This is a genomic window from Arthrobacter sp. zg-Y1219 (genome assembly GCF_030125545.1).
Taxonomy (GTDB): Bacteria; Actinomycetota; Actinomycetes; order Actinomycetales; family Micrococcaceae; genus Arthrobacter_B.
The window spans coordinates 166,593-192,206 of record NZ_JASKLY010000001.1 but is presented as its reverse complement, the minus strand read 5'-3'; the positions used below and the strand labels follow the sequence as shown (position 1 = coordinate 192,206).

The following is a 25,614-nucleotide window of genomic DNA, read 5'->3' as shown; positions in this document are numbered from 1 at the left end:
GGGGGCGGGCAGAGTCTAGGCTGGGAACATGACTTCCCCGTCGGAGCGGTACAGAGCCGCGAAACAACTAGCCGAACACTCCAAGACCAAGCTGGCGGTCTTCGAGCAGCAGCTCGGGTTTGACCTTGACCCTTTCCAGACGGATGCCTGCCGCTCCGTGGAGGCCGGCCGCGGCGTCCTGGTGGCCGCCCCCACCGGTGCGGGAAAGACCGTGGTGGGGGAGTTCGCCGTCTACATGGCCCTCGAGCGCGGGCTCAAGGCGTTTTATACGACACCCATCAAGGCCCTGAGCAACCAGAAGTACCTGGAGCTCTCGGCGTCCTACGGTGCGGAACGAGTAGGCCTGCTGACCGGCGACACCAGCATCAACCCGGACGCCGACGTCGTCGTCATGACCACCGAAGTGCTGCGGAACATGCTGTACTCCAACTCCGCCACCCTGGATGACCTGGGTTATGTCGTGATGGATGAAGTGCACTACCTTGCGGACCGCTTCCGCGGTGCCGTCTGGGAAGAAGTCATCATCCACCTCCGCTCGGACGTGCAGCTGGTCTCGCTGAGCGCAACGGTCTCGAACGCCGAGGAATTCGGGGCCTGGCTGGACACTGTCCGGGGCGACACCGACGTCGTGGTTTCCGAGCACCGTCCCGTCCCGCTCTGGCAGCATGTAATGGTGGGCCGGGACATCATGGACCTGTTTGAATCCGATGTGTCCTTCGACGAGGCAGCCGAACCCGAGCAGCCTGCCGGCGTGCAGGAACGCTACCGGGTGAATCCCGAGCTGCTGGAGCTGGCGCGCGCCGAGTCGCGCATCAACCAGCGCGGACACTGGGGCGGTTCACGCGGTTCCTCCCGCGGGGGACGCCGGGACGCACCGCGCCGCGGGCATGCCGGGCCGCCGACCACCCGGATCCCGAAGGCCTCGCGCCCGGCCGTCATAGCCCAGCTCGAGAGGCGGGGCCTGCTGCCGGCCATCACCTTCATCTTCTCCCGCAACGGCTGCGAAGGTGCCGTCCGGCAGTGCGTCGAATCCGGCCTCTGGCTCACCAACGAGTCCGAGCGCCTGGCCATCGCCCGCATCGTGGACGAGGCCAGCCAGGACATCCCCGAGGACGATCTGGAAGTCCTGGGCTTCTGGACCTGGCGGGAGGGCCTGATCCGCGGATTCGCCGCCCATCATGCCGGGATGCTGCCCACCTTCAAGGAAGTGGTGGAACGGCTCTTCACCGCCGGGCTGGTCCGCGCCGTCTTCGCCACTGAAACCCTGGCACTGGGAATCAACATGCCCGCGCGCACCGTGGTCCTGGAAAAACTGGACAAGTTCAACGGCGAGGCGCACGTGGACATCACGGCGGGGGAGTACACCCAGCTCACCGGCCGCGCCGGCCGCCGGGGCATCGACGTCGAGGGCCACGCCGTGGTCCTGTGGCAGCCGGGCACCGATCCGGCCGCCGTCGCCGGTCTTGCCTCCCGGCGGACCTATCCGCTGAACTCCAGTTTCCGGCCCACGTACAACATGAGCATCAACCTCATGGCCCAGTTTGGCCGTGAGCGCTCCCGCGAGATCCTGGAGTCCTCCTTCGCCCAGTTCCAGGCCGACCGCTCGGTCGTTGGCCTGGCCAAGCAGGTGCGGTCCCGGGAGGAATCCCTGGCCGGCTATGAAAAGGCCATGACCTGCCACCTGGGGGACTTCACCGAGTACGCGGCACTGCGCCGCCAACTCTCCGACGCCGAGGCGCAGGCCTCGAAGTCCCGCGCGCGGGACCGCCGGTCCGCCGTCGCCGCCTCGCTGGATGCCCTGGCCGCGGGCGACGTCATCCTGATTCCGGGCGGCCGGAACTCCGGCTATGCCGTGGTGCTGCCGCAGGACGCGCAGCAGGGCAGGGAGGCACGGACCACTGTCCTGACCGAGGACAAGCAGATCCGCCGGATCACCGCCTCCGAGCTGGACGGGGCCGTGGAAACCGTTTCGCACATCCGCATTCCGAAATCCTTCAACTCCCGGACAGCGAAGGACCGCCGTGATTTGGCCTCCTCGGTCCGCAACGCCCTGCATGATCACCGGCCCCCGCGTGCGGCAGCCAAACGCGGCGCGCTCCACCTGGCCGCCGACCGGCAGGAGCAGGCCATCACTGAACTGCGGCGGAAGATGCGCGCACACCCCTGCCACGGCTGCAGCGACCGGGAAAACCATGCCCGCTGGGCCGAACGCTGGTGGAAGCTGCGCCGGGAGACGGACACTCTCGCGGCGCAGATCCGAGGCCGCACCAACACCATCGCCAAGACCTTTGACCGTGTCTGCGACGTCCTGGGGCACTACGGCTACGTAGCTCCGGACGAGACCGGACGATCGGCGGTGACTCCGGCCGGCCAGAAGCTGCGCCGGATCTACGGTGAGAAGGACCTGCTGATCGCTTTGTCCCTGCAGCACGGCGCGTTCAGCGACGTCCATGCGGCTGAGCTGGCGGCGCTGGCCACGACCCTGGTCTACCAGGCCAAGCGCGAGGAGCGGGGCGTGCGGCCGCGGCTGCCCAGCGTCTCCCTCGAGGTTGCCATGGACCTCATCGTCCAGCAGTGGTCCCGCCTCACCGACATCGAGGAAGCGGAGCGGCTGCCGCAAACCGGGGAACCCGAGCTGGGCCTGGTGTGGCCGATGTACAAGTGGGCCAAGGGCAAACACCTGCAGCTGGCGCTCAACGGCACCGAGCTGGCCGCCGGTGACTTTGTGCGGTGGACCAAGCAGGTCATTGACCTGCTGGATCAGCTGGCCAAAGTTCCGGACCTGCCCGACGGGCTGCGCCGGCGCTGCATCGAGGCCATCGGCCTGATCCGGCGCGGCGTCGTCGCCTACTCCGCGGTCAGCGAATAACCTGCCCGGCAAAGCCGCCCCGCAGCTCCCCGCCGTCCGGTTCCGGTCGGCGGGGATCTTTCAACCACACAGCACTACAGAAAACAGGTAAGTCCTTGAACACCCAGCCTCCTTCCGGAACCCCGCAGCTGACGCTCTACCGCAACGGGTCCGTCTACAGCGCGGCAGATCCGTTCGCCACGGCGATGCTGGTGGAGGGGGACACCGTGGCATGGGTCGGCTCCGAACACGCCGCCACCTCCATTCAGGACTCCCGGATGACGGTCGTGGACCTGCAGGGCGCCCTCATCACTCCCGGGTTCGTTGACTCGCACGCGCACATCACCGAAACGGGAGCGGCCCTGTCCGCCCTGGACCTCTCCCGAGCAGCCTCGCTGGCGGAGCTCCTCGAGCTGGTGGCCAAGGCTGCCGCCGGCACTGAGGGGCTGCTCACAGGCTACGGCTGGGACGAATCGGCGTGGCCCGAGCGCCGGGTGCCGACGGCTGCGGAGCTGGACGCCGCCTCGGGCGACCGGCCCGTGTATCTGGCCCGGACCGACGTGCACTGCGCCGTCGTGTCCGGAACCCTCGCCGCCACCCTGAAACTGGCGGAGCACGATGGCTGGGACAACGGCTTCGTGGTGCGTGCCGCACACACCCTGGCCCGCACCGCCGCCCGCTCCCTGGACCTGGTGCAGCGGTCGCGCTATCAGCAGGCTGCGCTGAAGCACGCCGCCGGGCAGGGAATCATCGCCGTGACCGAAATGGCGGCGCCGCACATTGCGCCCGTCGAAGACCTGCGCCAGCTGATGGGCCTGGAGGGCTCGCTGGGCGCGGACCCCCTGCCGCAGGTGCTTCCCTACTGGGGACAGCTGGCACAGACCGAGGCGGAACTGGCCGAAATCACCGCACCCTTCGAAGGGCGGCTAATCGGGCTGGCCGGCGACTTGAATGTCGACGGTTCCCTCGGCGCCCGGACCGCGGCCCTGCGCGCACCCTACACCGACGCCCCGGAGTCCAGCGGCACCCTGTACCTGAGCGCCGAGCAAGCCGGACGACACTTGGAACTGGCCACCCGCGCCGGTCTCCAGGGCGGTTTCCACGTCATCGGCGACGCCGGCCTGGACACTGTCCTGGCCGGGCTGCGGATCGCGGCCGACGCCGTGGGTGAGGACCGCATCCGTGCGTCGCACCACCGCATGGAACATTTGGAACTGGCCGACGACGGCGCCATCGCCGAATTGGTGCGCTTCGGCGCCGTCGCCAGCATGCAGGCCGGTTTCGACGCCGCCTGGGGCGGCACCGGCGGTCTCTACGAGCAGCGGCTGGGGGAGCGGAGCGGATCCATGAACCGGTTCGCGTCCCTCCTTTCGGCCGGCGTGATGGTTGCCCTTGGGTCGGACTCACCGGTGATCCCGATGAATCCCTGGGCCGCCGTCCGGGCCGCAATTTCCCATTCCAATCCGGCCGAGCGGATCTCTGCCCGGGCGGCTTTCATCGGCCATACCCGGGCCGGATGGCGGGCCGCGGGGGCCGGAAACTTCATGCTGGGCCAGCTGGCTCCGGGCGCGCCCGCGTCCTACGCCATCTGGGAAGTCGAGGAGCTGATGGTGCAGACCCCCGATGCCAAGGGCGCCTCCTGGAGCACCGATCCCCGGGCGGGCACCCCGCTGCTGCCGGCGCTGGATACCGGACACCAGCCGCGCTGCCTGCTGACCGTCCACGACGGCAGCGAACTCTACCGGGCGGTAGGTTTCTGAGTTCAGGCGCACCGAAAAGCCGCGGCGGCTCGCCCGCGTGACCTGCACCGTCGGTCAAAGTACCTAGTCAGAAGCTTGTTGACAGAGATCAGACAGCACGTAGGCTAAGGGAATCGCAGGCGGACTTCGGGGAACCGAATCCGCTGCGCAGGAAATACCGCACACCGCACCGCTGTGCCGACCGGGTACTCGGCGGCTAAAACCGGGTACCGACCAGGTACGCAGTGCGCACCAGGGCAGGCTCAACCGTCAGTAGAAAACAGCCCCGGCTTCGGCCGGGCTGGCCCGAAGGCGGAAGGGCCTGCCCTTGTGTGTGACCGGCGCGGCATTGGAGCTGGACGTTGGCGCAGGAACACTCCCATATACTGGGAAGTCTTGCCGGGGTACCGACCCCACGGCTGCGTTCGTGCAGCCTATTCCCAATGAAAGGCGAATGCGTGCGCGTCCTGACCATCATCCCGACCTACAACGAGATCGAATCCCTCCCCAAGACGCTTCAGCGGCTGCGGGCGGCGGTGCCGGACTCGGATGTACTGATCGCGGACGATAACAGCCCGGACGGCACCGGCGCCTATGCGGACGGAATCGCCGCCGTCGATCCTCAGGTCCATGTCCTGCACCGCAGAGGCAAAGAGGGCCTCGGGGCAGCGTATATCGCCGGGTTCCGCTGGGGCCTGGCGCGGGACTACGACATCCTGGTGGAGATGGATGCCGACGGATCCCACAAACCCGAGCAGCTGCCGCTGCTGCTGGCCGCTGCCGAGGCAGGTGCGGATCTGGTCATCGGTTCGCGCTGGGTGCCCGGCGGATCCGTGGTCAACTGGCCGCTGCACCGCAAAATCCTGTCCAGGGGCGGAAGCACCTACTCCCGCCTGATGCTGGGAATCGGCGTTCGGGACATCACCGCCGGCTACCGGGCGTTCCAGCGCACCACCCTGGAAAAACTCGACCTGAGTGCCGTGGAGTCAGTGGGCTACGGCTTCCAGGTGGACATGACGTTCCGTGTGGCCCGCCTCGGGCTGAGCATCAAGGAGGTGCCCATCACCTTCGTCGAGCGTGAGTTCGGCGCCTCCAAAATGAGCGGCAACATTGTCTTCGAAGCGATGGCCAACGTCACCAAGTGGGGCCTGGGTGCCCGCTGGAAGAAGCTGACCAAGCGCGTCTAACCCTTCGGGGTTAACAAAAGGGAGGGGGCTGCCGGACGGCAGCCCCCTCCCTTTATGCGGCGGAGTTACTTCTTCGAAGCAGAAGTGCGCTCTCCGCGGCGTTCGCGCAGGATAGTCAGACGGTCCTGCAGGATCGTTTCCAGCTCTTCAATGCTGCGGCGTTCCAGCAGCATGTCCCAGTGCGTACGCACCGGCTTGTCGTTGCTGGTGTCCGGCTTCTCGCCGTCGACCAGGAGGGCTTCCTTGCCGGTCTTGGATACCCAGACCGGAGGAACGTCGGCCTCGGCGGCGAACGTAACGAATACCCGTTCGCCGTCCTCGCAGCGGTATTCCACCCGCTGGCGGGGAGCCGGCTCAACGCCGGATTCAGTCTCCATGCTCTGCGCGCCAAGGCGCATACCCCGCAGGCTGCGATCGCTCATCTTTTCTCCCTCTTCAGTCCGAAGGATCCACGGGGGACCCATCTGTAGTGCTGTTGGTACCGTTCCGCTCCGGTACCTTCACGTGTGTGTCGCCGAGCCGTCGAACGCAGAGGCTGCATCCGAGTTCCTGTGCCGTCCCGCAGGCGGCCCAATGAATTCAACGCCGATTTCGCGCCAAATGTTCCAACGCGAACGTCCGCGACCGGTTTCAATGGGCGGGCCAAGGGACAGACCCCGGCAAACAACCAATTATACCGGCCGCGGACGGCTTCGCTAACCGCGGCAGCTAGCGCTGAACGTCGGGGGAGTCGGCGAGGGTCGGAGCTTCCGCCGTGGGAGCGGCTGGTGTCGGACCGGATGCGGCTCCGGCGGTGTCCGGAACCGATCCGTTGGCCGCGGAAGCAGCCGGCGTGCTGCCGTTGGCTGCCGGCATGTCGGGAACAAAGTTCCCCAATGCGCTGCCGACGCCCTTCAGCGCCTCGCCCAGCTCACTGGGGATGATCCAGAGCTTGTTGGAGGTTCCTTCCGCCAGCTTGGGCAGGGTCTGCAGGTACTGGTACGCCAGCAGGTTCTGATCCGGGCGGCCCTTGTGAATGGCCTCGAAGACCTTGTGGATGGCCTGGGATTCGCCGTCGGCCCGGAGGATGTCGGCTTTCGCATCACCTTCCGCAGCGAGGATGGCAGCCTGCCGGCGGCCTTCCGCGTTCAGGATCTGGGCCTGCTTGGTGCCCTCGGCCGTCAGAATGGTTGCGCGGCGTTCGCGCTCGGCGCGCATCTGCTTCTCCATGGAGTCCTGGATCGACAGGGGCGGTTCGATGGCCTTGAGCTCCACCCGGGACACCCGGATGCCCCAGCGGCCGGTGGCTTCGTCAAGGACGCCGCGCAGCTGGCCGTTGATGCGGTCGCGCGAGGTCAACGCTTCTTCGAGGTTCAAGCCGCCGACCACGTTGCGCAGGGTGGTGGTGGTCAGCTGCTCCACCGCGTGGATGTAGTTGGCAATTTCGTAGGTGGCGGCACGCGGATCGGTGACCTGGAAGTAAACAACCGTGTCGATCGAGACCACGAGGCTGTCTTCGGTGATCACCTGCTGCGGAGGAAAGGACACCACCTGTTCGCGGAGGTCCAGCAGCGGCAGCAGCCGGTCCACAAACGGAATCAGGATGGTCAGGCCCGGGTTGAGCGTGCGCTGGTATTTACCCAGCCGCTCGACGACGCCGGCGCGTGCCTGCGGAATGATCTTGACCGATTTCACCAGGATGACCAGGACAAAAATTATCAGGACAGCCAGAATGATGATGAGGCCGGTGGTTCCGGGACTCATATTCCCCCTTCAGGTTTTGGCGGACCCGCGCGGGCTCGCCTGGTTCTGTGCCGGCGGCGGCTGCCGCCGGATAAAAACGCCGTCTCCGGCGGTGGTTCCTCAGTGCTGTTCGCTGCCGCGCTCGTCAGTGGGCCTGGCATCCGATGGATGGACCTCGCTGGAATGGGCACCGGAAGGGGCGGGAACGACGACGGCGGTGGCCCCGTCGATGCGGGTCACCAGGACCGGTGCGCCGGCGGTGAGACTGGAGCCGTCAGGCGTGCGCGCGGTCCAGATGTCGCCGCCGATCTTAACGGTTCCGGCGGTGCCGGAGACGGCTTCCAGGGTGAGCGCCGGTGCGCCGATGAGGCGGTCAATGTTGGAGCGCTGGTCCTTGGGGCCCCGGTCCAGGTGCTTCAGCGCCAGCGGCCGGACGAGGACGATCATCAGCAGCGCCACGATGCAGAAGACCACGACCTGCAGAAACAGCGGCGCTCCGAAGAGGGCTGCCAGCATGGCACCCAGGGCGCCTACTGACAACATGGCGAAAAAGAGGTCGAGGGTCAGCGTTTCGATGGCGGCCAGGGCCAGGAAGAGCACGAGCCAGACGGCCCAGCCGTAGTCAAGCAGCCATTGGTATACGTCCTGCATATCGTTCCCTTCGGCTCCGCAGGCTATGGGCCGGCGGTCGGGTTGTGCGGGCGGTGTTGCCCATTCTGCCTGAAGCGGACCCGTTTTGTCCGTGCAACACCGTTGCCGACTATAACGTTTGGGTGCCGCTTTCCGTGTCCGACGTCATACTCCGGCCCCTTGGGGGAGTGCCGCTGCCCGAAAGAGCTGGAGCGAAAACGCTGCCGTGACGGGGACGGGGCCGGTGAGCTGGGCAAGGTTTCCGGCGAGGGCTTCCCGGTCCAGGTGGCGGGCGGAGGGTCCCATGAGGGCGACATTGCTGATGTCGGCCGCGGAGAGCTGCATGCGGTATTCGCAGTGCAGGGTCCGTTCCGGGCGGAAATGTTCCTCCAGGGCACCGGTGACGCGGGATTCCTTCTCGTCGCCGATCTCCAGCATCCCGGCCAGGGTGCGAATTTCCTGGAGATGCGCCGGTTGCGGCGTGACGACGGCCAGGACCCCGTTCCCGCGCAGGACGCGCCGGAATTCCGCAGCGTTGCGGGGTGCAAAGACGTTCAGTACTGCATCCACCGAGGCGTCCGCCAGCGGCAGCGGGCGCCAGACATCCCAGACGAGGCAGCGGGCCGCCGGCAACGCCCGCGCGGCGCGCCGCAGTGCAAACTTTGAAATGTCCAGGGCCACCGCGTCAGCGGCCGGAAGCCTCTCCGTGACAACGCCCAGGTAGTAGCCGGTGCCGGCGCCGGCGTCGAGCACTGTTGGCGCTTCGGGGGTGGCAGCGGCCACCAGGCCGGCGAGCTCGTCAGCCATCGGCCGGTAATGTCCGGCGGCCAGGAAATCGACCCGGGCCTGCACCATCTCGGCGGTATCGGCCTGGAATTTGGTGCCGGAGCCGGTGAGCAGGTTGAAGTATCCCTGCCGTGCGGCGTCGTACCGGTGCCCGCCGGGGCAAGTGAGGACGGGGGCGTCGCCTGCTCCCGGGGAGGCCAGCGGCCCGCGGCAGACGGGGCACAGCAGGGACACGGGAGCAGGGGGCATCCTTCCATCTTAGGTGCGCCGCTGCGGCGTCCGGGAATTCCCGCGGTAGTAGGCTTCACCGGGTGAAACCAAGTGACCTGAATCTCCTGCACTCTGTCTCTGTTCCTACAATCCATCCGGACGGCACACGGGCGGTGGTGTCAGCAACCCGGCCCGACTTCGCCGCTGACGCCTACGTGGGCCAGCTCTGGTCAGTGCCGCTGGGCGGCGGAACTCCGCGGCGCATCACCCAGGGCTTCGCGGACACCCAGCCGCGTTTCTCGCCCGACGGCGAAGTGCTCGGATTCCTCCGCTCCGTTCCCGGCGGCAAACCGCAGCTGTACGCCGTTCCCGCCGCAGGCGGAGAGCCGGTCCGGCTGACCGACTCCAAAATGGGCGTGAGCTGGTTCCGTTTCTCCCCGGACTCCGCCCAGCTGGTGTTCTCGTCCCGGGTTCCGGCACACGGGCGGTACGGCACGGTCGACGGCGTTGGCCCCGGTGCCGAGGACCCGCGGCTCATCAGCAGCTACAAATACCGGGCCAACGGCGCCGGCTACACGGCGGACAAGCGGGTGCAGGTCTTCCTGCTGGACCTGCCCGCCCTGGATGCCGAGCCGTGGATCGCACCGGTTGGACGGGCCAAGGAGGCCTCCGGACAGGCCGGGGACTCGGCTGACGGCGGCATCGGCGGGGACTTCCCCGAGGCCCGCCAGCTGACGCATGCCGACGCCGACGCCACGTCACCGGTGTTCTCCGCCGATGGAAAGCACGTTCTGTTCACCGCGGCGCTGCACTCCGGCGCTGACGAGGACCTGGTCTCGGACATTTACGCCCTGGCCCTGAGCGGGACCGAACCGGAACGCCTGACGAACACTGCAGTTGAAAGTGAAACGCTCCTGGGAGTTTCGGAGCCCACCCCGAGCGCCGACGGGCAGTGGCTGTACTTCCTGGCCCAGGACCTTTCCGGCACCGGCAAGGACTTTGTGGCCCGCAACACTGCCCTGTACGTGCTGCCGGCCGGTTCGGACGGTCCGGCCCGGCGGCTCACCGACCCGGAGGATACCGATCTGGCGGAAGGCGGCATCGTGCCCGCGGGGGAGTCGGAGGTGTTGGTGTTCAACCGCACGCGCGGCTCCGTTGAACTGCTGCAGATTGATGCCGGGGGTGAGCGCCGGGTGCTGGCCTCCGGCCCGCTCGTGGTCCAGGGCGCAGCGGCGGCGGCGGGCGCCGTCGTCGTCAGCTATGCCGACGGCACCACGATGGGGGAGGCGGCGCTGCTGGAAGCGGGCGGGCTGCGGCCGCTGACTGATTTTTCGGCGCAGCTGCGGAAGGACACCAGGGTGGCTCCCGCGCTCGAGGAAATCCACCCGTCCCGGGACGGTTATCCGGTGCACGGCTGGGTGGTCCTGCCCGAGGGTCCGGGCCCGCATCCGGTGCTGCTGAACATCCACGGCGGTCCGTTCGCACAGTTCGACTGCGCCTATTTCGACGAGGCGCAGGCGTACGCGGCTGCCGGCTACGCGGTGGTGCAGTGCAACCCCCGCGGTTCCGCAGGTTACGGACAGGCGCACGGCCGGGTTATCAAGGAAGCCATGGGAACCAGGGACCTGGACGACGTCCTGGCCTTCCTGGAGGGCGTGCTGGCAGCGCATCCGGAGCTCGACGGCGCCCGCTTGGGAGTCATGGGCGGCTCCTACGGCGGCTACCTGAGCGCCTGGACGACGGCGAACGACCACCGGTTTACCGCAGCCATCGTGGAACGCGGCTTCCTGGATCCGCTGTCCTTCACCGGATCGGCGGACATCGGCTGGTTCTTTGGTCCCGAGTACACCGGCACCAACACTGATCAGGTGCTCGCCCAGAGCCCCATGGCCCGTGTTGGTGACGTGCGCACCCCCACGCTGGTAATCCACTCCGAGGAAGACCTGCGCTGTCCGGTGGACCAGGCCCAGCGTTACTACACCGCCTTGAAACAGCACGGCGTTCCGGCGGAGCTGCTGCTGTTCCCCGGCGAGAACCACGAGCTGTCCCGGGCCGGAACTCCGTGGCACCGGCGGCAGCGCTTTGAGCACGTCCTGCGCTGGTGGGAGCAGTGGCTGAAGCCGGGCAACGCGTAAGCCGCCCGGAAGCCTAGAAGCCCAGGATCCGCTGGGCCTCGTCGATGGACGGCGAGGCCCAGCGGCGCAGGTATTCGGCGTTGCTGCACAGTGAGCGGGTCAGGACCTTGTCCACGTAGACGGTGCCGTGCAGATGGTCCGTTTCATGCTGGACAATCCGGGCCTGCCAGCCCTGGAAGTCCCGGCGCACGGCAGCGCCGTCGGAGTCGGTGAAGTGCAGCGAGACGGATCGGGCACGCGCCACGACGCCCTGATAACCGTTAAAGGAGAGGCAACCCTCGAAAAACTCTGCAGTCTCCGTGCCCACCGGCGTGTAGCGGGGATTGATTGCAGTGAAGAACGGCAGGGGGTGGCGGTCGCGGACGTCGGTGATGTCCGGATCGGCGTCGAACCGATCTTCCAGGACGGCAATCTGCAGCGGGATGCCCAGCTGCGGCGCTGCCAGCCCAACGCCAGGAGCGGCATGCATCACCCGGCGCATCAGGGTGATGAGTGCACTGAGCTCTCCGGCGGTCAGCTGCCCGTCGTAGGGAAGGGCAGGCTGGCGGAGAGCGGGATGTCCCAATTGGACGATCGGCGGCAGCTCCGTTTCCAGCAGTGGAAGGACCAAATCGCGGATGCGGGGAGTTTCTGTGGGCACCGCCCCATCCTAGTGGCCTTCCGCCGTCATCAGGCCAACTGCTGGACCTTCCCGGGTGCCGATTGACACTGACTGTGGCAAAAAACAACCGGCCCGGGTGCCGCGGCTGAGCCGCTGGCACCCAGGCCGGGGGAGCAGTGGTCCTAGCCTTCGCAGTCCACGCAGTACTTGTCGCCGTTCTTCTCCTTGGCGATCTGTGAGCGGTGCCGCACCAGGAAGCAGGACATGCAGGTGAACTCGTCAGCCTGGGCCGGGACAACCTTGATGAGCAGTTCTTCGCCGGACAAGTCAGCACCGGGAAGTTCGAAACCGTCGATGGCATCCGTCTCATCAGCGACGTCCCGAACAGCCGTCATTGCGCCGCCGCGCTGCTGGGCTTTCAGTCCTTCAAGGGAGTCGCTGGGGCGGTCTTCTTCCTTGACGCGCGGAGCATCGTAATCAGTAGCCATGGAAAGTGCTTATCTCCTGAATTTTGGGGGGTTGAGCGTAGATCATATAGGCAGACGGGCCGATTTCACCAACTGAAGGCGTGACGGCATATCTTAGGGCCTGTTGTGCTTCTGCGGAAGTGATCGGCGTCCTATTTTTTGGGCAGTTTTAAGGAAGTTCGGGTTCGGCGAACGGGCCGGGAACGTTGCGCGGGGACTGGCCGGGACTGTCGGTTATGTCAGGTTGCGCTTCGCTGTCCGGACGCCGGAACGGACGTTATGACAAGCTGGCGGGTGAGCTGCGGGGCCGGCTCACCCGGGGGGACGCGTTATGTCAACAAGCAGGCTCGGAGGAATTTCCTCGTTCGTCGATGCCGGGGGACATTATGTCAACTCATTCGGCAGGGCATCCGGGAGGGGTTGTGCCGCGTTTTGGCGCGACCTGTAGGTGCAGGCTGGGCCCATTCTGGCGTGCTGCGGCCCGGAACGGCCGGTGGGCCCCGTTGAAAGAGCCGCTGCCAGCAGCGGAAATAAAGGCCGAAATGCGGGGGATTGAGTGCCAGAACACCAGGATGCTGATTTGACGGCAAACCCCTTCCGGCGGGCTTGGAGATAACGCCGATAATCTACATTATGTCAAGTAGTGCCGAGAAGGGGCTCCCCTGCCGGCTTTCCGGGGCCTGCTGACGCGCTGCTGTGGCGGTGGGACAATCGGGGTAGCTGAGCGGCGGACCGATGAAGCAGCACGCAGAATCCGGGAGTCAAGCCAATGAATGAGACATCAGCCCCAAGCCCTCCGGCCGGACCGGTCAACAATTATCTGTTTGCGCTGACGGACGGCGGAGGAACCGTGCCGCCCGAACTCGGCGTCGCCCGGCGGCTCCTCGACCGCGGCCACCGGGTCACCGTTCTCGCGGAGGAATCGATGGCCGACCAGGTGGACGCCACCGGTGCCTCGTTCATTCCCTGGACCGAGAGCCGGGGCCAGTTTCAGGACTGGCAGCTCCGCACCCCGAGGAGCCTGCTGCGCGGCACCGTCGACCACATGTTTGCCGGTCCGGCCCCGGCGCAGGCGCGGGACACGGTCCGGGCCTTCGAGCAGCTGGCGCCGGACCTGGTGCTGACCTCCTTCCCCGCCATCGGAGCCATGATCGCTGCCGAGGGGCGCGGTGTCCCCTTCGACGTCCTGTTCCCGAATCTGTACCCCCTGCCCGCGCCGGGCCGGCCGCCGTTCGGTGCAGGGCTGCAGCCAGCCCGCGGCCCGCTGGGCCGCGTGCGGGATTGGGCCGCGGGCACGGCAAGCACATCTGTGTTCGACCGGTATGCCCTGCCCCGCATCAATGCCCTTCGCGCAGAGTACGGGCTCGCGCCAATTGCACATTCCTGGGACCAGCTTCATCACGCCAGGCGTGAGCTTGTGCTCACCTCGGCCTCGTTCGACTTCCCCGCGCCGCTGCCGCCAAACGTCCGCTATGCCGGACCAGTGCTGGACGACCCGTCATGGGCGGTCAACGACAGCTGGGCGCCGACGTCCGGTGATGACCCGCTGGTGCTCGTTGCCCTGTCCTCAACATTCCAGAACCAGGCCGCGTGCCTGCAGCGCATTGTGGACGCACTTGGGAGCCTTCCCCTGCGCGGGCTGGTGACCACCGGGCCGGCCGTCCGGCCGGACGCGATTCGAGCGCCGGCCAATGTCGCCGTCGTCGCCTCCGCTCCGCATCAGGAGGTACTGCGGCAGGCACGCCTCGTGGTCACGCACGGAGGCCACGGCACCGTGATGAAGTCACTCGCTGCGGGAGTGCCGATGGTCATTCTTGCCCATGGCCGCGACCAGTCGGACAACGCCGTGCGTGTCACGGTGAGGGGAGCCGGCGTCGCACTCCCCCGCCGTGCCCGGACGCCGCGGATTGCCCGGGCCATCGCCGACGTCGTGGCTGCCGGAACCTACCGCCAGGCTGCGGCGGAGCTCGGTTCGGCCATCACGCACGACGCCGCCACCAGCCCGCTGGTCAGTGAACTCGAGGACCTTCCCGCCCGGCCGGAGAGCCGGTTTTCCGGATAAATCCGTGCCGTGCCGGACGTCAGGTGCGGCGCAGGTGTTCCCGCAACCCCGGAATGGCGAAGTCCAGCAGCCCTCGGCCGGCCGGCTGGACCAGGCCGGCGTCAATCAGGCGGGCCCGATAATTGCCGATCGTGTTTTTCTGGTCACCGAGCCGCTTTCCGATATCCGCGGTGGACGCCGGCCCGTCATCTTCGGACATGGCCCGGAGGAAGTCGAGGTCCTTGGGCGACGCCGTGGAGAGCGCCGCACCGATGACAACGCGCGTGTTCCGCCGGTGGGCGGCGGCCAGGGCCAGATTGACGGTTTCGGCGGTCATCGGGCCGTCGGTGACCTCGGCCAGCTGCCAGAGGTGGTAGCCAATGAGCTGGATCAGGAACGGATAACCGCCGGTCGACACGGCGGCGGTTCGGATCAGGTCCGGATCCAGCGGATGGGCGAGACCCGCGAAGGTCTCCCGGTAGGACTCCTCCACCTCGTCAATGGCCGCAGCGTGCAGATCAATCCGATCGGCTCTGCGGAGGAACGTGGCCACTCCTTCATTGAGCAGGTCGGACACCGCCGCGGGAAGCCCGGCGAAGACCAGCGCGATCGGCAGCCCGTCGCGGATGAAGTGCTGCACGGAGGCGGCGAGCTGGGCCAGTTCATCCCGGTCGGCACCGTGGATTTCGTCCAGGGTGATGGCCAGCCCGGTTTTTTGGGCGTCGAGCAGGCGCAGCAGCTGCTCGCCCACCTGGCGCCATCCGGTCTGCTGCTCGGGCGGCAGTTCGGCGGTCAGCGAAAAGCCGGCGGCGCTGATTCCGGTGATCCTGCGCCCGGGCGGCCCGTCGCCGAGCTCCTCGGCGTGCGCGCGCATGGACTCGCCGATGCGGCCCAGGAAACCGCGCGTTGCGGTCTCCGAGACGACGGCCCAGCCCTGGCTGCGTGCCTCATCCTCCGCCTCGCCCAGCATGACCGTCTTGCCGATGCCCCGGGCGCCGGTAAAGATGGTCAGGAGTCCCGGGGCGCCTGAACGGATGCGCAGTCCGTACGCGAACTCGTCCAGCAGTCCGGCGCGGCCGATCAGCTGCGGTGGTTCGGCTCCTGCAGTGGGCCGGAACGGATTACCCGCCGGGTTCGATGCCAATACGTCCTCCTGTGAACAGTTGTGTACACAGTGTACTTGGGTGAACCCGGCGCGGCGCCCTGGTTGTCACTTCCCGAGTGCTGCCAGCGGCTCGAGCGCCTCGTAACTTTGTCCGTGCGGTCCGGTGAACGCCCGGGGAGTCCCGTCCTGAGCCAGGACGGTCCTGCCGCCGGCGCCGCGGGGAAGGCGGGCTGCGATGGCCGGAACAATCTGCTCCCCCTCGTTGCTGATCCAGGTCACGTCCAGGGACTGCACCAGGTCCACGAAGCGGGAGCGCCGCTCCTGGTCGAGGTAGACCAGCACTGAACTGTGGAACACGACCACCGTGGCGTCCTTCGGAGCCTCGGAGACCAGGCGGGGCAGGGCCTCCACCATGTCGCCCCGGACCAGGTGCGGCGGGTCGGCTGCGACGATGGAGGCCGCCGCCCGGAGGCGGGTCCGGCGGGCCTCGTGTTCCGGCCACACGAGCGTGTCGAGCCACTCAAGGTCCGCGCTGTCACGAACGTCCAGGGGATTCAGGTCGATCCCGGCACGCCACACCACGTCGGGCAGCCGGGAGGGTAGAGCCGGGCCGCCGAAGGCGCAGGGAAGCTCGACGGTGCTGGGTCCGTCCGCCGGATGCAGGAGGTGCTCCCCCGCCGTGCTCCGATAGCGGTAGCTGTATCGATCCGGATACAGGCAGAGACCAGCCGACGCTCCCGCTTCAATGAGCGCCAGCGGTCCCTCAATCCTGCTGAGCAGCGGCAGCAGCACGGCGCACCGGCTGGCCTCGTTCGTCTGGGTCATCCGGGACCTGATGATCGGTTCAACCCGGGGCCAATGCCTCAGAAGCCAATGGCGGAATTCGGGATACGGGGCGAGCGGCGCACCGGCGGACCGAGCGCCGGCAAAGACCAGGTTGGGCTGCTTCTTCATGCCCGGGAGTGCGCTGATCAATTCCAGCACGGCCGGATCGTCCGAAATGGACGACGCCCACTCCGCGTACATCGGCGAGGTGGGACGCGCTTCAATCTCTGCGAAGCGCCGGTAAGCGTCAGCTGTGGCGTGGGTCATGGCTTCACCCTAAAACACAACTGCCAGACAGCTGCCGAAATGAACGGCAGGAACCCTTGCGTCCATTTAGCAAATCTACTTGCCGTATAAATCAGACTACAAGTCAGCATCTTTTCGGCAGATCTTGGACGGATTCAAGATCTTCCGGGTCCGGGGTGAAAAGGAGTTCGACCGATACTTGGAAAAGGTGAGCGAGACGGAAAGCAGGGGGCAACCCGGGTCGAATTGTCAGCTTTCAAGAGAAGCGATGGTTTGGCGTGATGCGCCAACTCGTTTACCGAAACACCCAAGGCACGAAAACAAGCATGCCCCGTGAAACAACCTGGGCCCGGAAGAAGCATCCGGTGAAGGATCCTTCAGTGTCCGCTTCCATTGATGTTGGTTCGACGGCTGGTGATTCTAAAGCGCGTGATGCGCTGGATCATGACGGGATATAAGTGAAGGATCATCCCGAGAAGCAGAATCTGTGCAGCACCTCGAGGGTGTGATGTAGCCGCGGCCATGATGGCCAGTACTGCGGTGGCGGAGAAGCCGAGAAGGTGACCGGTTTCGGACTGCTCAGTCCCTCTAAGGAAGCGGGCTATCCCTGATGCTCCTTGCTCTGTTCGACGCATCTGTTCGATGATCCTGTTCCAGCCGACGAGGCCGAGTAAGCGTCGGAGTGCCTCCGCTCCCAGCAGGGTGTAAATCCGTGGCTCGAACGGTCTGACCCGGTAGCGGTAGCGGGCAACGTCCACCAGTGCTGGACCTGTCAGGAGCGCCATGAAGAGAAAGGCGCTCTGGACAACGAATGCGTAGACGAAATGATCGGGTCCTATGGCTAGCCAGCCAGCGACCGCTAGTCCGAGACCGAGCACCAGACCCGCAGCCGTCGAGCCAAGTTGTCCACTCTGTGACCAGAGATACGTGCTTCGTCGGATGTTCATCTCGGTGCGTGCTGCTGCTCTTGTTCGTCGATCCCCCGTTGTCATGCCCCCGATTCTAGCCAGAGCCTTCCTCCGGGCTGTCCCATAGGGCGATCCCTCAGTGAGAAATGCTCAGCGCACGCTTGACCAAAGGCCATAGCGGGTCCAGCCGGTTAATCCAGGGATCTGCCATTACGCCGCCGCCAGCCGCCGTTCGATCACCTCCGGCATCAACCACTCGGCCGCTATGACTTCGCTACGTTGCAACGTCAGCCGCGCATTCGACCTCGCGCGTGACGTAGAAGTCGAGGAGAGCTGAGGTCTCGACGAAACCGGCCAATTGGTGTGTCAGTGTCGACGGCTCCACATTTAGACCCGACTCCTCCCGCAGTTCCCGGCTCGCTGCATTCGCGCTCGATTCACCAGCCAGAGCACTCCGGCGCGGGAACGGAGCTCCCAACTGAATGGGAACTCGTTAGCTGCACACTGGGTAAGCACAATTGCCTTCCTCACGCTTTGCACAGACCGCGACAACCAGATGAAAGCATCCGGACGGCCACCCCCAGCACCCCTGCGAAAGATCTCTCCGGTCGGCGTTCCCTCGGTGTCCAAGATGTCCCACCACCCGCCGTCGCTGCTCATCGCGTCATTCTGTCGTAAGGTCCAGGTGCCGATCAACGCACCTCTCCGTGCCCGTAAGCCGATCCCCCAGCGCGACCCGGGGCGGGAGGCTGTCGACAGGAACATGGCATGGCAGACGTGCCTGTCGTTACGAAACGCGCCCGGATCGATCTAGTTATGCATCGGTCCCCACCCCGGTTAGGCTACCCATCATGATTGCCGGCATTGAGACACCGACCACTCGCGGCCGCGGGCCGGTCTGGCTGCTGCATCCCATAGCGATCCTTATCCTGGCGTCCTGCTTCGCCTACGGGGCAATCAACTATGACTCGCTTCCAGATACAGTTCCAACCCACTGGGGAGCAGGCGGGCACCCTGATGCCTGGTCCCCGAAGTCCTTTAACTCGGTGTTCTTCCCCTTGATGATGGGGGGCCGGAGTCAGTATCTTTCTGTCTCTGATCGCCGCGGCGGTGCCCATGATGGTTCCCCCAGATAGGGACGCTACTCCGTGGGGGCTCTACCGCAGGGAAGGAATGATCCGCGGTACGGTGGCAGCCTTGGGCGGCACCTCCGTCCTGTTAGCCGTCATTATCGGATTTCTGACGGTGGCAGGTTGGAAGAATCCGGATCATGTTCCTTTGTGGCCAGCGCTTTTACTAACCGCGTTGATCCTTGGAGTCGTCTTGGCCTCCTACGCGGCCGCTTCACGCTGGGCGCGCCGCACCGCATTGGATAGGGGAATCCGGCCCACTGCAGCAGAGCAGGAAGAGGAAAAGCTCTGGACCGTGGGCGGGCTCTACAACAATCCCGAGGATCCGCACGTCCTGGTCCCCAAGCGCACCGGTACAGGCACCGGCTTGACGGTGAACGTGGGTAATTCCAAGGGGCGCACGGCCGTCGTCGTTTTTCTGAGTGTCGTTGTTGTCTTTCCACTTGTCTTAGGGACCATCGTGGCGCTCTAGAACGAAATTGCTGGTGGTCTCAACCGGTCAACGCACCGCCCGTGATCGGATATGAAAGTGATGGGAATGGTGCGTGATTATGGGTTCACTGCTGAGCAGCAGGATCAGCTGTGGGAACACTGGCGACGTGGAGACTCTCTACGGTCGATCGCCAGGAACCTGGGTACGAATACTCAGCGGGTGAGGAACTTCCTACTGCAGTCCGGTGGTATCCGGTTGCCGGCCTCGAAGCGTAGCGATCGGCACCTGTCGATGGCTGACAGGGAGGAAATATCCCGGGGTATCGCCGCCGGCCACTCAGCCGCCGTCATCACGGAAAGCTTGGGGCGTGCGGCCTCAACGGTGTCCAGGGAGATCCGCCGCAATGGCGAGCGTGAGAACTACCGTGCTGTGAGCGCCGATCAGCGCGCGGTGCTGCTGGCGAAGCGGCCAAAGCCGCAGCGCCTGGATGTGAACCATATGCTGCTCATCGTCGTGGCCTTCAAGCTGGGGCAGGACTGGTCACCGGAGCAGATTTCCCAGTGGCTACGCCGCACGTACCCGGAGGACGCCTCGATGCGGTTATCGCACGAAGCGATCTACCGGTCCATCTACATCGCTGAGCGCAAAGCCCTCGCGCGATGCCTGGTCCGGCCGGCGCATCATCTGCGGTCGGGACGCACGATGCGCATTCCGAGGGCCCCTCGGGTAAGCAACCGGGGACGCCTGAAGAACATGGTCTCCATCCACCGCCGCCCAACTCACATCGAAGAACGGACCGAGGTCGGTCACTGGGAGGGCGATTTGGTGATGGGTGCACGCCCATCTGCTATCGCAACCCTCGTTGATCGCAAGACCCGGTATGTCCGGCTGGTACAGCTGCCTCTTGGAATCAAAGCCGACGTCGTCCGGACCGCCCTGACCTCGAGCTTCCGCGGGCTGCCGGCTGAGCAACGGCTGTCCCTGACGTGGGACCGGGGACGCGAGCTGGCTGAGCATCAGGAGCTCACAGCCGAGCTGGGCCTGCCGGTCTACTTCTGCGATAAACGCAGTCCCTGGCAACGCGGAACGAACGAAAACACCAACAGGCTCCTACGCCAATATCTACCCAAGAACGGTGACCTTCGTCAGTTCAGCCAGCAGGACCTCAATGAGATAGCAGACAGGATCAACACAAGACCACGAAAGGTACTGGACTGGGCAACCTCCTCAGATGCGTTCAACCCCTCAGCAAGGGCCCCTGCTCCAGTCCTATAAAAGGATCGTCCTACGGGACCAGAAGTCTCCTCTAACTGGAGAGCTACAGATCCTCATCGGAGTATCGATACTCGTGGCGAAGTGTCTTGATCTGTTTGATAGCCATGAAGATCAGAAGGGGCCCCAGGATGAGGGCTGCAACGGCTGCGATAGTCGTTCCGGTGGAGGGTTTCCAGAGGGCGATAAATACCAACGCGAGGGTGAGTCCCCCTAAAGCAACGCTCTGCATCGTCCACCAGATCGTGCCGCGGCGCACTGTCGGATGAGTCCATTTCTCAGTCAAATCGTCTCCCGCTGATCCAGGGGCCGGCGATGTTCAGCCTTTGGCTGTTGAGCCTAGTCGCTACGGACGCAATTCGCTCCAGTGCCGTCAGGCCGGTCGGCTTACGGACACTTGGATGCTGCATGGGCATGTGAAAACTTCACCAGGTATCACTGCGATTCGTACGCTAGGGTCACAGCAAGAACGGAGGCTTTCGCACACGTGCCCGGAGGGATCAGTCCTACTAGAGCCGACGCAGTGGAGAGAGTAGACAATGGTGAAATCAAACGGAATTGACATGAATCTGCGGTTTTCTTTCATGTTGCCGGCGCTGGTGATTGTTGTTGCCCTTGGTATTACTGGTCTGATTTTTCCTGACCTCATCCGTGTGGTTACGGGGCTCATGCCCGTCGTGGTTTTTGCTGCGCTCATCAGCATGGTGCTGACGGAGCGGAAGCGGGGACGTCGTAATCGGGACGGCTGAGGCCGCGCTTGTACCTCGGGTTACCAACTACTGGAGCGTTACCAGGGAGTGCCGCGTTTCGCGGTCCCTCACCGTGCACTTCAGCATTCCTGCAAAGCTCCATATTCCATAGCCACCGCCGATGCATGTAAGACCCGTACGGTGACATGCACGGTAAGGGCACCTTATCTGCAACATTGTCTGAGCGAAAGATTGCACGCGGCTCGACTAACGAACACGGCCCCACAGCTCAGTGGGATGTCTTGGCGCCCTTCGGGGTTGACGCCGGGAACATCACTGCACGACAAAGGTGTGCACGCCCAGGCCGGACTGGCTGAACTGCTTGCCATCTCCCGACCTGCGATCTACCGCAAGGTGCAGCCACGAGCAGTCGCGGCCATATCCCAACCTGGTCAATAGAACTGATGCGGCCGCGGCGCGCGGACCGGTGAAGGCTAAGCAGTTTTTTGCCGCTGTCGATATTCCGGAGCCCCGAACGACGACATAGTGGAAGACGCACAGTGCTTCCCCCAGCGTGTCCCCCACCGCGACTAAGGAGCAGGCCATGAAGTACATGTTCATCATGCGTTCCACCGACGAGGCCAAGGCGGCCTATCAAAAGCTGCCCATGGAAGAGGTCATCAACCAGATGGGCGCCTACAACGAGTCAATGATCAACGCCGGCGTCCTGCTGGCCGGCGAGGGGCTGGCCGACGCAACCCAGGACAACTTCGTCGTCGACTTCGCCGAGGATCCGCCGCTGGTAACCGACGGACCATACGGCGAGACTCATGAACTGTTCAGCGGCTTCTGGATCATTCAGGCCGCCTCGAAGGAAGAGGCTGCGGAGTGGGCGGGCCGTTGCCCCCTCGGACCCGGATCAAAGCTGGAAGTCCGCCGGGTCACTGATGCCTCGGACTTTGCCGACTTCGCGGACAACGAGTACATCCAAAAGGAAGAGGGATGGCGCGACGTCGAAGAAAAGCTGCGCGCTGAGAACGGGTAGCTGAACAGCGGCGGCTCACCACAACGACGAGCCCGGGTCAGGCTTCCTTGCCCCGCCTCGCCGAGGGCGCCTTCACGGCAGCACTCAGCAACATCACCAAACAGGAAGTCCAGACGGCTCCGCTGGGTCCCAGCGGAGCCGCGGCCAGTCCCGCCATCCCGGGCAGCAGAGCGAACGACGCCGAGACCGCGCCCACCGCCGCCGCGTCACCTCCGAGGGCCAGGACCTTGTAGGAGATGACCGGGCGGGCCAGGTTGATCGCGGTCTGGCTGAAAACGGCAGCCAGCGCCAGCATCCAGAGCCAGGCGGCAGAGCGCGGTGCAGCGGAGGAGGAACAGCCTGTGGAAGGCGCCGCTATTTTTCCAGCTGCCGTCGATATCCCTGAGTTCGAATCGACGGGATAGTAGAAGACGCAGACAGTGTTCCTGCACAGCGTCCTTACTGCGGTGAAGGAGCGAGCCATGGCCACGGATCAGCCCGAGGCTTCCTCTCCCCCGGCGGCGGCTGTGAGCCGCCGCCTTGAGGCGGTCTGGCGCATCGAGGGTGCCCGCATTGTCTCGGCGTTGGCCCGCGTCACCGGTGACATCAGTCTTGCGGAGGACGTCGCCCAGGAGGCCGTTGCCGAGGCCCTGGCGCAGTGGCCGCAGGCCGGCGTGCCGCGCAATCCGGCAGCCTGGCTCACCACCGTCGCCAAGCGCAGGGCCATCGATGCCTGGCGCCGGGCCGACAGGTTGGAAGACCGGTACCAGGTGCTGGCAACCGGAATGCCGGACGAAGGCGGCGTGGACTGGAATCCGGTGCCCGACGATGTGCTCCGCCTGATGTTCACTGCCTGCCACCCGGTGCTGTCCCGGCAGGCTCAGGTCACCCTGACCCTGCGGGTCGTCGGCGGCCTGAGCACCGAACAGATCGCCCGGCTTTTCGTCCTCCCGGCTGCCACCGTGCAGCAGCGCGTTGTCCGGGCCAAGAAAACCCTTGCCGCCGCCAAGGTTCCGTTCGAAGTCCCCGAACCAAATGAATGGGGGCCACGGCTCGGCGGTGTTTTGGGTGTCGTCTACCTCATGTTCACTGAGGGGTACGCGGCAACGTCCGGGGACACCTGGATCAGACCTGATCTGGCCGGTGAAGCACTGCGGATCGGGCGGGTCTTGGCCGGACTGGTGCCGCAGGAGCCTGAGGCCCAGGCGCTCGTCGCCCTCATGGAGTTCCAGGCCTCGCGCTTTTCGGCCCGGACCCGGCCCGACGGCTCTGCTGTGCTGCTGGCTGACCAGGACCGGACGCAGTGGGACCGGACTCAGATCCAGCGCGCCCGGGCCGCCCTTGCCCGGGCCGACTCGCTGGGCCGGGGGCGGGGAAGCTACGCCCTGCAGGCGGCCATCGCGGAATGCCATGCCGTGGCTCCCCGTCTTGACGGCACCGATTGGGCGCAGATTGTGCTGCTGTATGAGGCGCTCGGGCAGGTGGCGCCCAGCCCGGTGGTCGAGCTCAACCGAGCCGTGGCGGTGTCCATGGCCACGGGGCCGGCCACCGCCCTCGCCATCGTGGACCGGCTTGTGGCTCAGGGGACCCTCCGCGGGTCGCATCTGCTTCCCGGCGTCCGCGCCGAACTGCTGGTCCGTCTTGGCCGGCTGGAGGAAGCGCGCGGAGAATTCGCCGCAGCCGCCGCACTGGCCAAGAATGTCCGCGAGCGCGAGATGCTGGAACGGCGGGCGGCCGGGGGCTGATTCAGTGGGGACCCTGATTGGAAGAGACTGGTTTATGGAAGGCACTTGGCTCCTTGCGGGAGAACCAGAGGGCCAGGCACAACGCTGCACCCCACACGAGAAACAGAGGATCCCAGAGCCAGGCGTGGCCAACCATTGCGGCGGCGTCGTAACCGCCTGCCGGACGGATGGCTCCCGCCAGCACCGCAGCGCGTGACGGTGTTAGCCGCCCCGTAGATTGTCAGAAGGATGCCGCCGATCCAGCTCAGGGCACGCCAGAACCGGTGCCACGGCAGCTGGTCGTAGATAACCGCTGGCGGAATCGCGGCGGCCAGCAGCTTTGCCGCGCCGATGGCGCCCAGCACCAGACCCGCCTCGAGCGGAGCTTGGGTTGCGCGCTCGACAGCCCATGCACCCACTGTGGCCAGGAGCCACCTGCCGCCGACGGCCCAGCACAGGCTGAAGGCTGCGTGCACCGCACCCGCGGCGCACGCGACCCACACGAAGGTTCGGCTGAGCCGTTGACGATGGGAGGGCTCCACGTTTGCACTTTAGCCACACAGTTGGTGCGCCTCCAGTGCCCATGCCCTGTCCCCTGGCCTTTGTTCCTTACCCTTGTCCCCTGTCCCCTGTCCCCTGTCCCCCCGCCTCCTGGCAGGAACGACGACGGCGGGTCCTGGCTGGCGGGCCTGCAGGCTCAGTGGCAGATCGGGTCTCACGACTCCAAAAAACAGGTACTTTCGCCGGATGTCCGGTAATTCGGAACGCCGTAAAGTGTGGCCTTCGCGACTAAAATCGAACGTATGTACTACTCTCGAACTGCCGAAGGCGGCAACCGAAGCACTGGATCCGCAGACGCAAGCGAGCGCGTATTGGGAGCCGCAGCAGGTTCCGGCCCTGCGCTGGTGGATCTGGAGGCTGCTGAGCGGGCCCGGCTGATCGACGAAATCCGTGCCCTGGAAGACCTGAAGTCAGCGGTCGCGGCAGCACAGGCACGCGCAACGGCGGCGTTCGATGCCTCGAGCCGTCGCTCCCAGGCCCGCGCCGGGCTGAAGGCTGATCAGCTCGGCCGGGGAATTGGCTCTCAGATCGGTTTGGCTCGGCGGGAGTCTCCCCGCCGCGGAACCCAGCTGCTGGGCTTGGCGAGAATCCTCACCACCGAGATGCCCCATACCTTGAATGCCCTCTCCCAAGGGGTGATCAGTGAATATCGGGCCACGATCCTCGTACGGGAAACGGCCTGCCTCAGCCTGCCGGACCGGCAGTGTGTGGACGAGCAGATCGCCGGAAACCTCGCCGAGCTTGAACAGCTCGGGGATGCGAAGTTGATCGCCAGGATCAAGGCCCTCTCCTACGGCCTGGATCCGCACAGTGTGGTCAACCGTGCCGCAAAGGCCGTCTCGGAACGGTATGTCTCTTGTCGCCCTGCACCTGACACCATGACCTATCTGACCGGCTTGCTGCCCGTGACTCAGGGTGTTGGCGTCTATGCAGCCCTGTCGCGGGAGGCTGACCAGGTCTGCCGGATGCCGTGGTGCGGTGCACCAATCCGGCACTATGACCATATCCGTCCCTTCCGAGAGGGCGGTCTCACCAGGGCGGAGAATATTCAGGGGCTGTGCGTGGCATGCAACCAAGCCAAGGAGGCGCCGGGATGGGACTCTGTGGTCACTGGCGGCGTCGAGGCACCGGAATCATCAGAGGTACCGGCGACACCGGGGACGCCGGCAGCACCGCCCCTGCCGCCCCTACCGTCCATACCGTCCATACCGTCCATACCGGAGCGTTCACGGCCAACCTCCAGCACTGGGGGCGGCACACTGTGCTGACGCGGACGCCCACTGGTCATGTGTACCGGTCATCAGCGCCACGACCACCGACAGGGACCATCA

24 protein-coding genes are annotated in these 25,614 nt (G+C 65.7%); 12 read left to right on the top strand and 12 right to left on the bottom strand.

Annotation, left to right across the window (positions count from 1 at the left end; translation table 11 throughout):
* Positions 1 to 28 precede the first annotated feature (28 nt).
* From QNO00_RS00895 to QNO00_RS00885, 3 genes are all read left to right on the top strand, one after another.
* Positions 29 to 2,869: a DEAD/DEAH box helicase gene (locus QNO00_RS00895; protein ID WP_284023304.1), complete on the top strand. Its 2,841-nt coding sequence runs from the start codon at positions 29 to 31 to the stop codon at positions 2,867 to 2,869.
* Positions 2,870 to 2,964: 95 nt separating this feature from the next.
* Positions 2,965 to 4,608 carry an amidohydrolase gene (locus QNO00_RS00890; protein ID WP_284023303.1) on the top strand — a complete coding sequence of 548 codons (1,644 nt, stop codon included), beginning with the start codon at positions 2,965 to 2,967 and terminating at the stop codon, positions 4,606 to 4,608.
* Positions 4,609 to 5,045: 437 nt separating this feature from the next.
* Complete coding sequence (locus tag QNO00_RS00885; protein ID WP_284023338.1) at positions 5,046 to 5,774, top strand: polyprenol monophosphomannose synthase; 729 nt, start codon at positions 5,046 to 5,048, stop codon at positions 5,772 to 5,774.
* Positions 5,775 to 5,839: 65 nt separating this feature from the next.
* Here QNO00_RS00885 and QNO00_RS00880 read toward each other — a convergent pair whose 3' ends face one another.
* The 4 genes from QNO00_RS00880 to QNO00_RS00865 all read right to left on the bottom strand — a co-directional run bounded on the left by QNO00_RS00880 (position 5,840) and on the right by QNO00_RS00865 (position 9,161).
* Entirely contained in the window at positions 5,840 to 6,196 is a 357-nt protein-coding gene (locus QNO00_RS00880; RefSeq protein ID WP_229965838.1) for an RNA polymerase-binding protein RbpA, read from the bottom strand.
* Between the two features lie 286 nt (positions 6,197 to 6,482).
* A complete protein-coding gene (locus QNO00_RS00875; protein WP_284023302.1) occupies positions 6,483 to 7,517 on the bottom strand; it encodes an SPFH domain-containing protein in 1,035 nt (344 codons plus the stop codon).
* A 99-nt stretch (positions 7,518 to 7,616) separates the two neighbouring features.
* On the bottom strand, positions 7,617 to 8,147 hold the full coding sequence (locus QNO00_RS00870) for an NfeD family protein (RefSeq protein ID WP_284023301.1): 531 nt from the start codon (positions 8,145 to 8,147) through the stop codon (positions 7,617 to 7,619).
* A gap of 144 nt (positions 8,148 to 8,291) precedes the next feature.
* Positions 8,292 to 9,161: a methyltransferase domain-containing protein gene (locus QNO00_RS00865; RefSeq protein ID WP_284023300.1), complete on the bottom strand. Its 870-nt coding sequence runs from the start codon at positions 9,159 to 9,161 to the stop codon at positions 8,292 to 8,294.
* Between the two features lie 62 nt (positions 9,162 to 9,223).
* Between QNO00_RS00865 and QNO00_RS00860 the strand changes: the two genes are divergently transcribed.
* Positions 9,224 to 11,257 (top strand): S9 family peptidase, encoded by a 2,034-nt coding sequence (locus QNO00_RS00860; RefSeq protein WP_284023299.1) that lies wholly within the window; start codon positions 9,224 to 9,226, stop codon positions 11,255 to 11,257.
* A gap of 13 nt (positions 11,258 to 11,270) precedes the next feature.
* On the opposite strand, the gene QNO00_RS00855 is transcribed toward QNO00_RS00860, so the two are convergent.
* Positions 11,271 to 11,897, bottom strand: a complete 627-nt coding sequence (locus QNO00_RS00855; RefSeq protein ID WP_284023298.1) for a peptide deformylase — start codon at positions 11,895 to 11,897, stop codon at positions 11,271 to 11,273.
* 143 nt (positions 11,898 to 12,040) lie between these two features.
* Positions 12,041 to 12,346 carry a DUF4193 domain-containing protein gene (locus tag QNO00_RS00850; RefSeq protein ID WP_104054271.1) on the bottom strand — a complete coding sequence of 102 codons (306 nt, stop codon included), beginning with the start codon at positions 12,344 to 12,346 and terminating at the stop codon, positions 12,041 to 12,043.
* A 748-nt stretch (positions 12,347 to 13,094) separates the two neighbouring features.
* Here QNO00_RS00850 and QNO00_RS00845 point away from each other — a divergent pair.
* Positions 13,095 to 14,387 (top strand): glycosyltransferase, encoded by a 1,293-nt coding sequence (locus QNO00_RS00845; RefSeq protein WP_284023297.1) that lies wholly within the window; start codon positions 13,095 to 13,097, stop codon positions 14,385 to 14,387.
* 19 nt (positions 14,388 to 14,406) lie between these two features.
* Here the strand turns inward: QNO00_RS00845 and QNO00_RS00840 are convergent, their stop codons facing one another.
* The 3 genes from QNO00_RS00840 to QNO00_RS00830 form a co-directional block, all read right to left on the bottom strand.
* Entirely contained in the window at positions 14,407 to 15,510 is a 1,104-nt protein-coding gene (locus QNO00_RS00840; protein WP_284023296.1) for an ATP-binding protein, read from the bottom strand.
* A 66-nt stretch (positions 15,511 to 15,576) separates the two neighbouring features.
* Entirely contained in the window at positions 15,577 to 16,563 is a 987-nt protein-coding gene (locus QNO00_RS00835) for a DUF2332 domain-containing protein (RefSeq protein WP_284023295.1), read from the bottom strand.
* A gap of 356 nt (positions 16,564 to 16,919) precedes the next feature.
* A complete protein-coding gene (locus tag QNO00_RS00830; RefSeq protein ID WP_284023294.1) occupies positions 16,920 to 17,534 on the bottom strand; it encodes a glycosyl-4,4'-diaponeurosporenoate acyltransferase CrtO family protein in 615 nt (204 codons plus the stop codon).
* A gap of 767 nt (positions 17,535 to 18,301) precedes the next feature.
* Between QNO00_RS00830 and QNO00_RS17335 the strand changes: the two genes are divergently transcribed.
* The 3 genes from QNO00_RS17335 to QNO00_RS00820 all read left to right on the top strand — a co-directional run bounded on the left by QNO00_RS17335 (position 18,302) and on the right by QNO00_RS00820 (position 20,288).
* Entirely contained in the window at positions 18,302 to 18,586 is a 285-nt protein-coding gene (locus QNO00_RS17335) for a DUF1648 domain-containing protein (protein ID WP_502862918.1), read from the top strand.
* Positions 18,587 to 18,623: 37 nt separating this feature from the next.
* Positions 18,624 to 19,052: a DUF5808 domain-containing protein gene (locus QNO00_RS00825; RefSeq protein ID WP_284023293.1), complete on the top strand. Its 429-nt coding sequence runs from the start codon at positions 18,624 to 18,626 to the stop codon at positions 19,050 to 19,052.
* A 66-nt stretch (positions 19,053 to 19,118) separates the two neighbouring features.
* Positions 19,119 to 20,288, top strand: coding sequence for an IS30 family transposase (locus tag QNO00_RS00820; RefSeq protein WP_502862916.1), 1,170 nt, complete (start codon positions 19,119 to 19,121; stop codon positions 20,286 to 20,288).
* A 43-nt stretch (positions 20,289 to 20,331) separates the two neighbouring features.
* Here QNO00_RS00820 and QNO00_RS00815 read toward each other — a convergent pair whose 3' ends face one another.
* On the bottom strand, positions 20,332 to 20,571 hold the full coding sequence (locus QNO00_RS00815) for a hypothetical protein (RefSeq protein ID WP_284023291.1): 240 nt from the start codon (positions 20,569 to 20,571) through the stop codon (positions 20,332 to 20,334).
* Between the two features lie 253 nt (positions 20,572 to 20,824).
* Between QNO00_RS00815 and QNO00_RS00810 the strand changes: the two genes are divergently transcribed.
* Positions 20,825 to 21,034 (top strand): hypothetical protein, encoded by a 210-nt coding sequence (locus QNO00_RS00810; RefSeq protein WP_284023290.1) that lies wholly within the window; start codon positions 20,825 to 20,827, stop codon positions 21,032 to 21,034.
* A gap of 273 nt (positions 21,035 to 21,307) precedes the next feature.
* Here QNO00_RS00810 and QNO00_RS00805 read toward each other — a convergent pair whose 3' ends face one another.
* Positions 21,308 to 21,598 (bottom strand): hypothetical protein, encoded by a 291-nt coding sequence (locus QNO00_RS00805; protein ID WP_284023289.1) that lies wholly within the window; start codon positions 21,596 to 21,598, stop codon positions 21,308 to 21,310.
* Here QNO00_RS00805 and QNO00_RS00800 point away from each other — a divergent pair.
* Positions 21,579 to 22,019 (top strand): YciI family protein, encoded by a 441-nt coding sequence (locus QNO00_RS00800; protein WP_284023288.1) that lies wholly within the window; start codon positions 21,579 to 21,581, stop codon positions 22,017 to 22,019. The genes QNO00_RS00805 and QNO00_RS00800 overlap by 20 nt on opposite strands.
* 37 nt (positions 22,020 to 22,056) lie before the next feature.
* Here QNO00_RS00800 and QNO00_RS00795 read toward each other — a convergent pair whose 3' ends face one another.
* Entirely contained in the window at positions 22,057 to 22,482 is a 426-nt protein-coding gene (locus tag QNO00_RS00795; protein ID WP_284023287.1) for a hypothetical protein, read from the bottom strand.
* On the opposite strand from QNO00_RS00795, the gene QNO00_RS00790 reads away from it, so the two are divergent.
* Together QNO00_RS00790 and QNO00_RS00780 are read left to right on the top strand one after the other, a co-directional pair.
* Positions 22,481 to 23,743: an RNA polymerase sigma factor gene (locus QNO00_RS00790; RefSeq protein ID WP_284023286.1), complete on the top strand. Its 1,263-nt coding sequence runs from the start codon at positions 22,481 to 22,483 to the stop codon at positions 23,741 to 23,743. The two genes, QNO00_RS00795 and QNO00_RS00790, sit on opposite strands and share 2 nt — an antisense overlap.
* A gap of 782 nt (positions 23,744 to 24,525) precedes the next feature.
* Positions 24,526 to 25,551, top strand: coding sequence for an HNH endonuclease (locus QNO00_RS00780; RefSeq protein ID WP_284023284.1), 1,026 nt, complete (start codon positions 24,526 to 24,528; stop codon positions 25,549 to 25,551).
* The last annotated feature ends 63 nt before the right edge of the window (positions 25,552 to 25,614 follow it).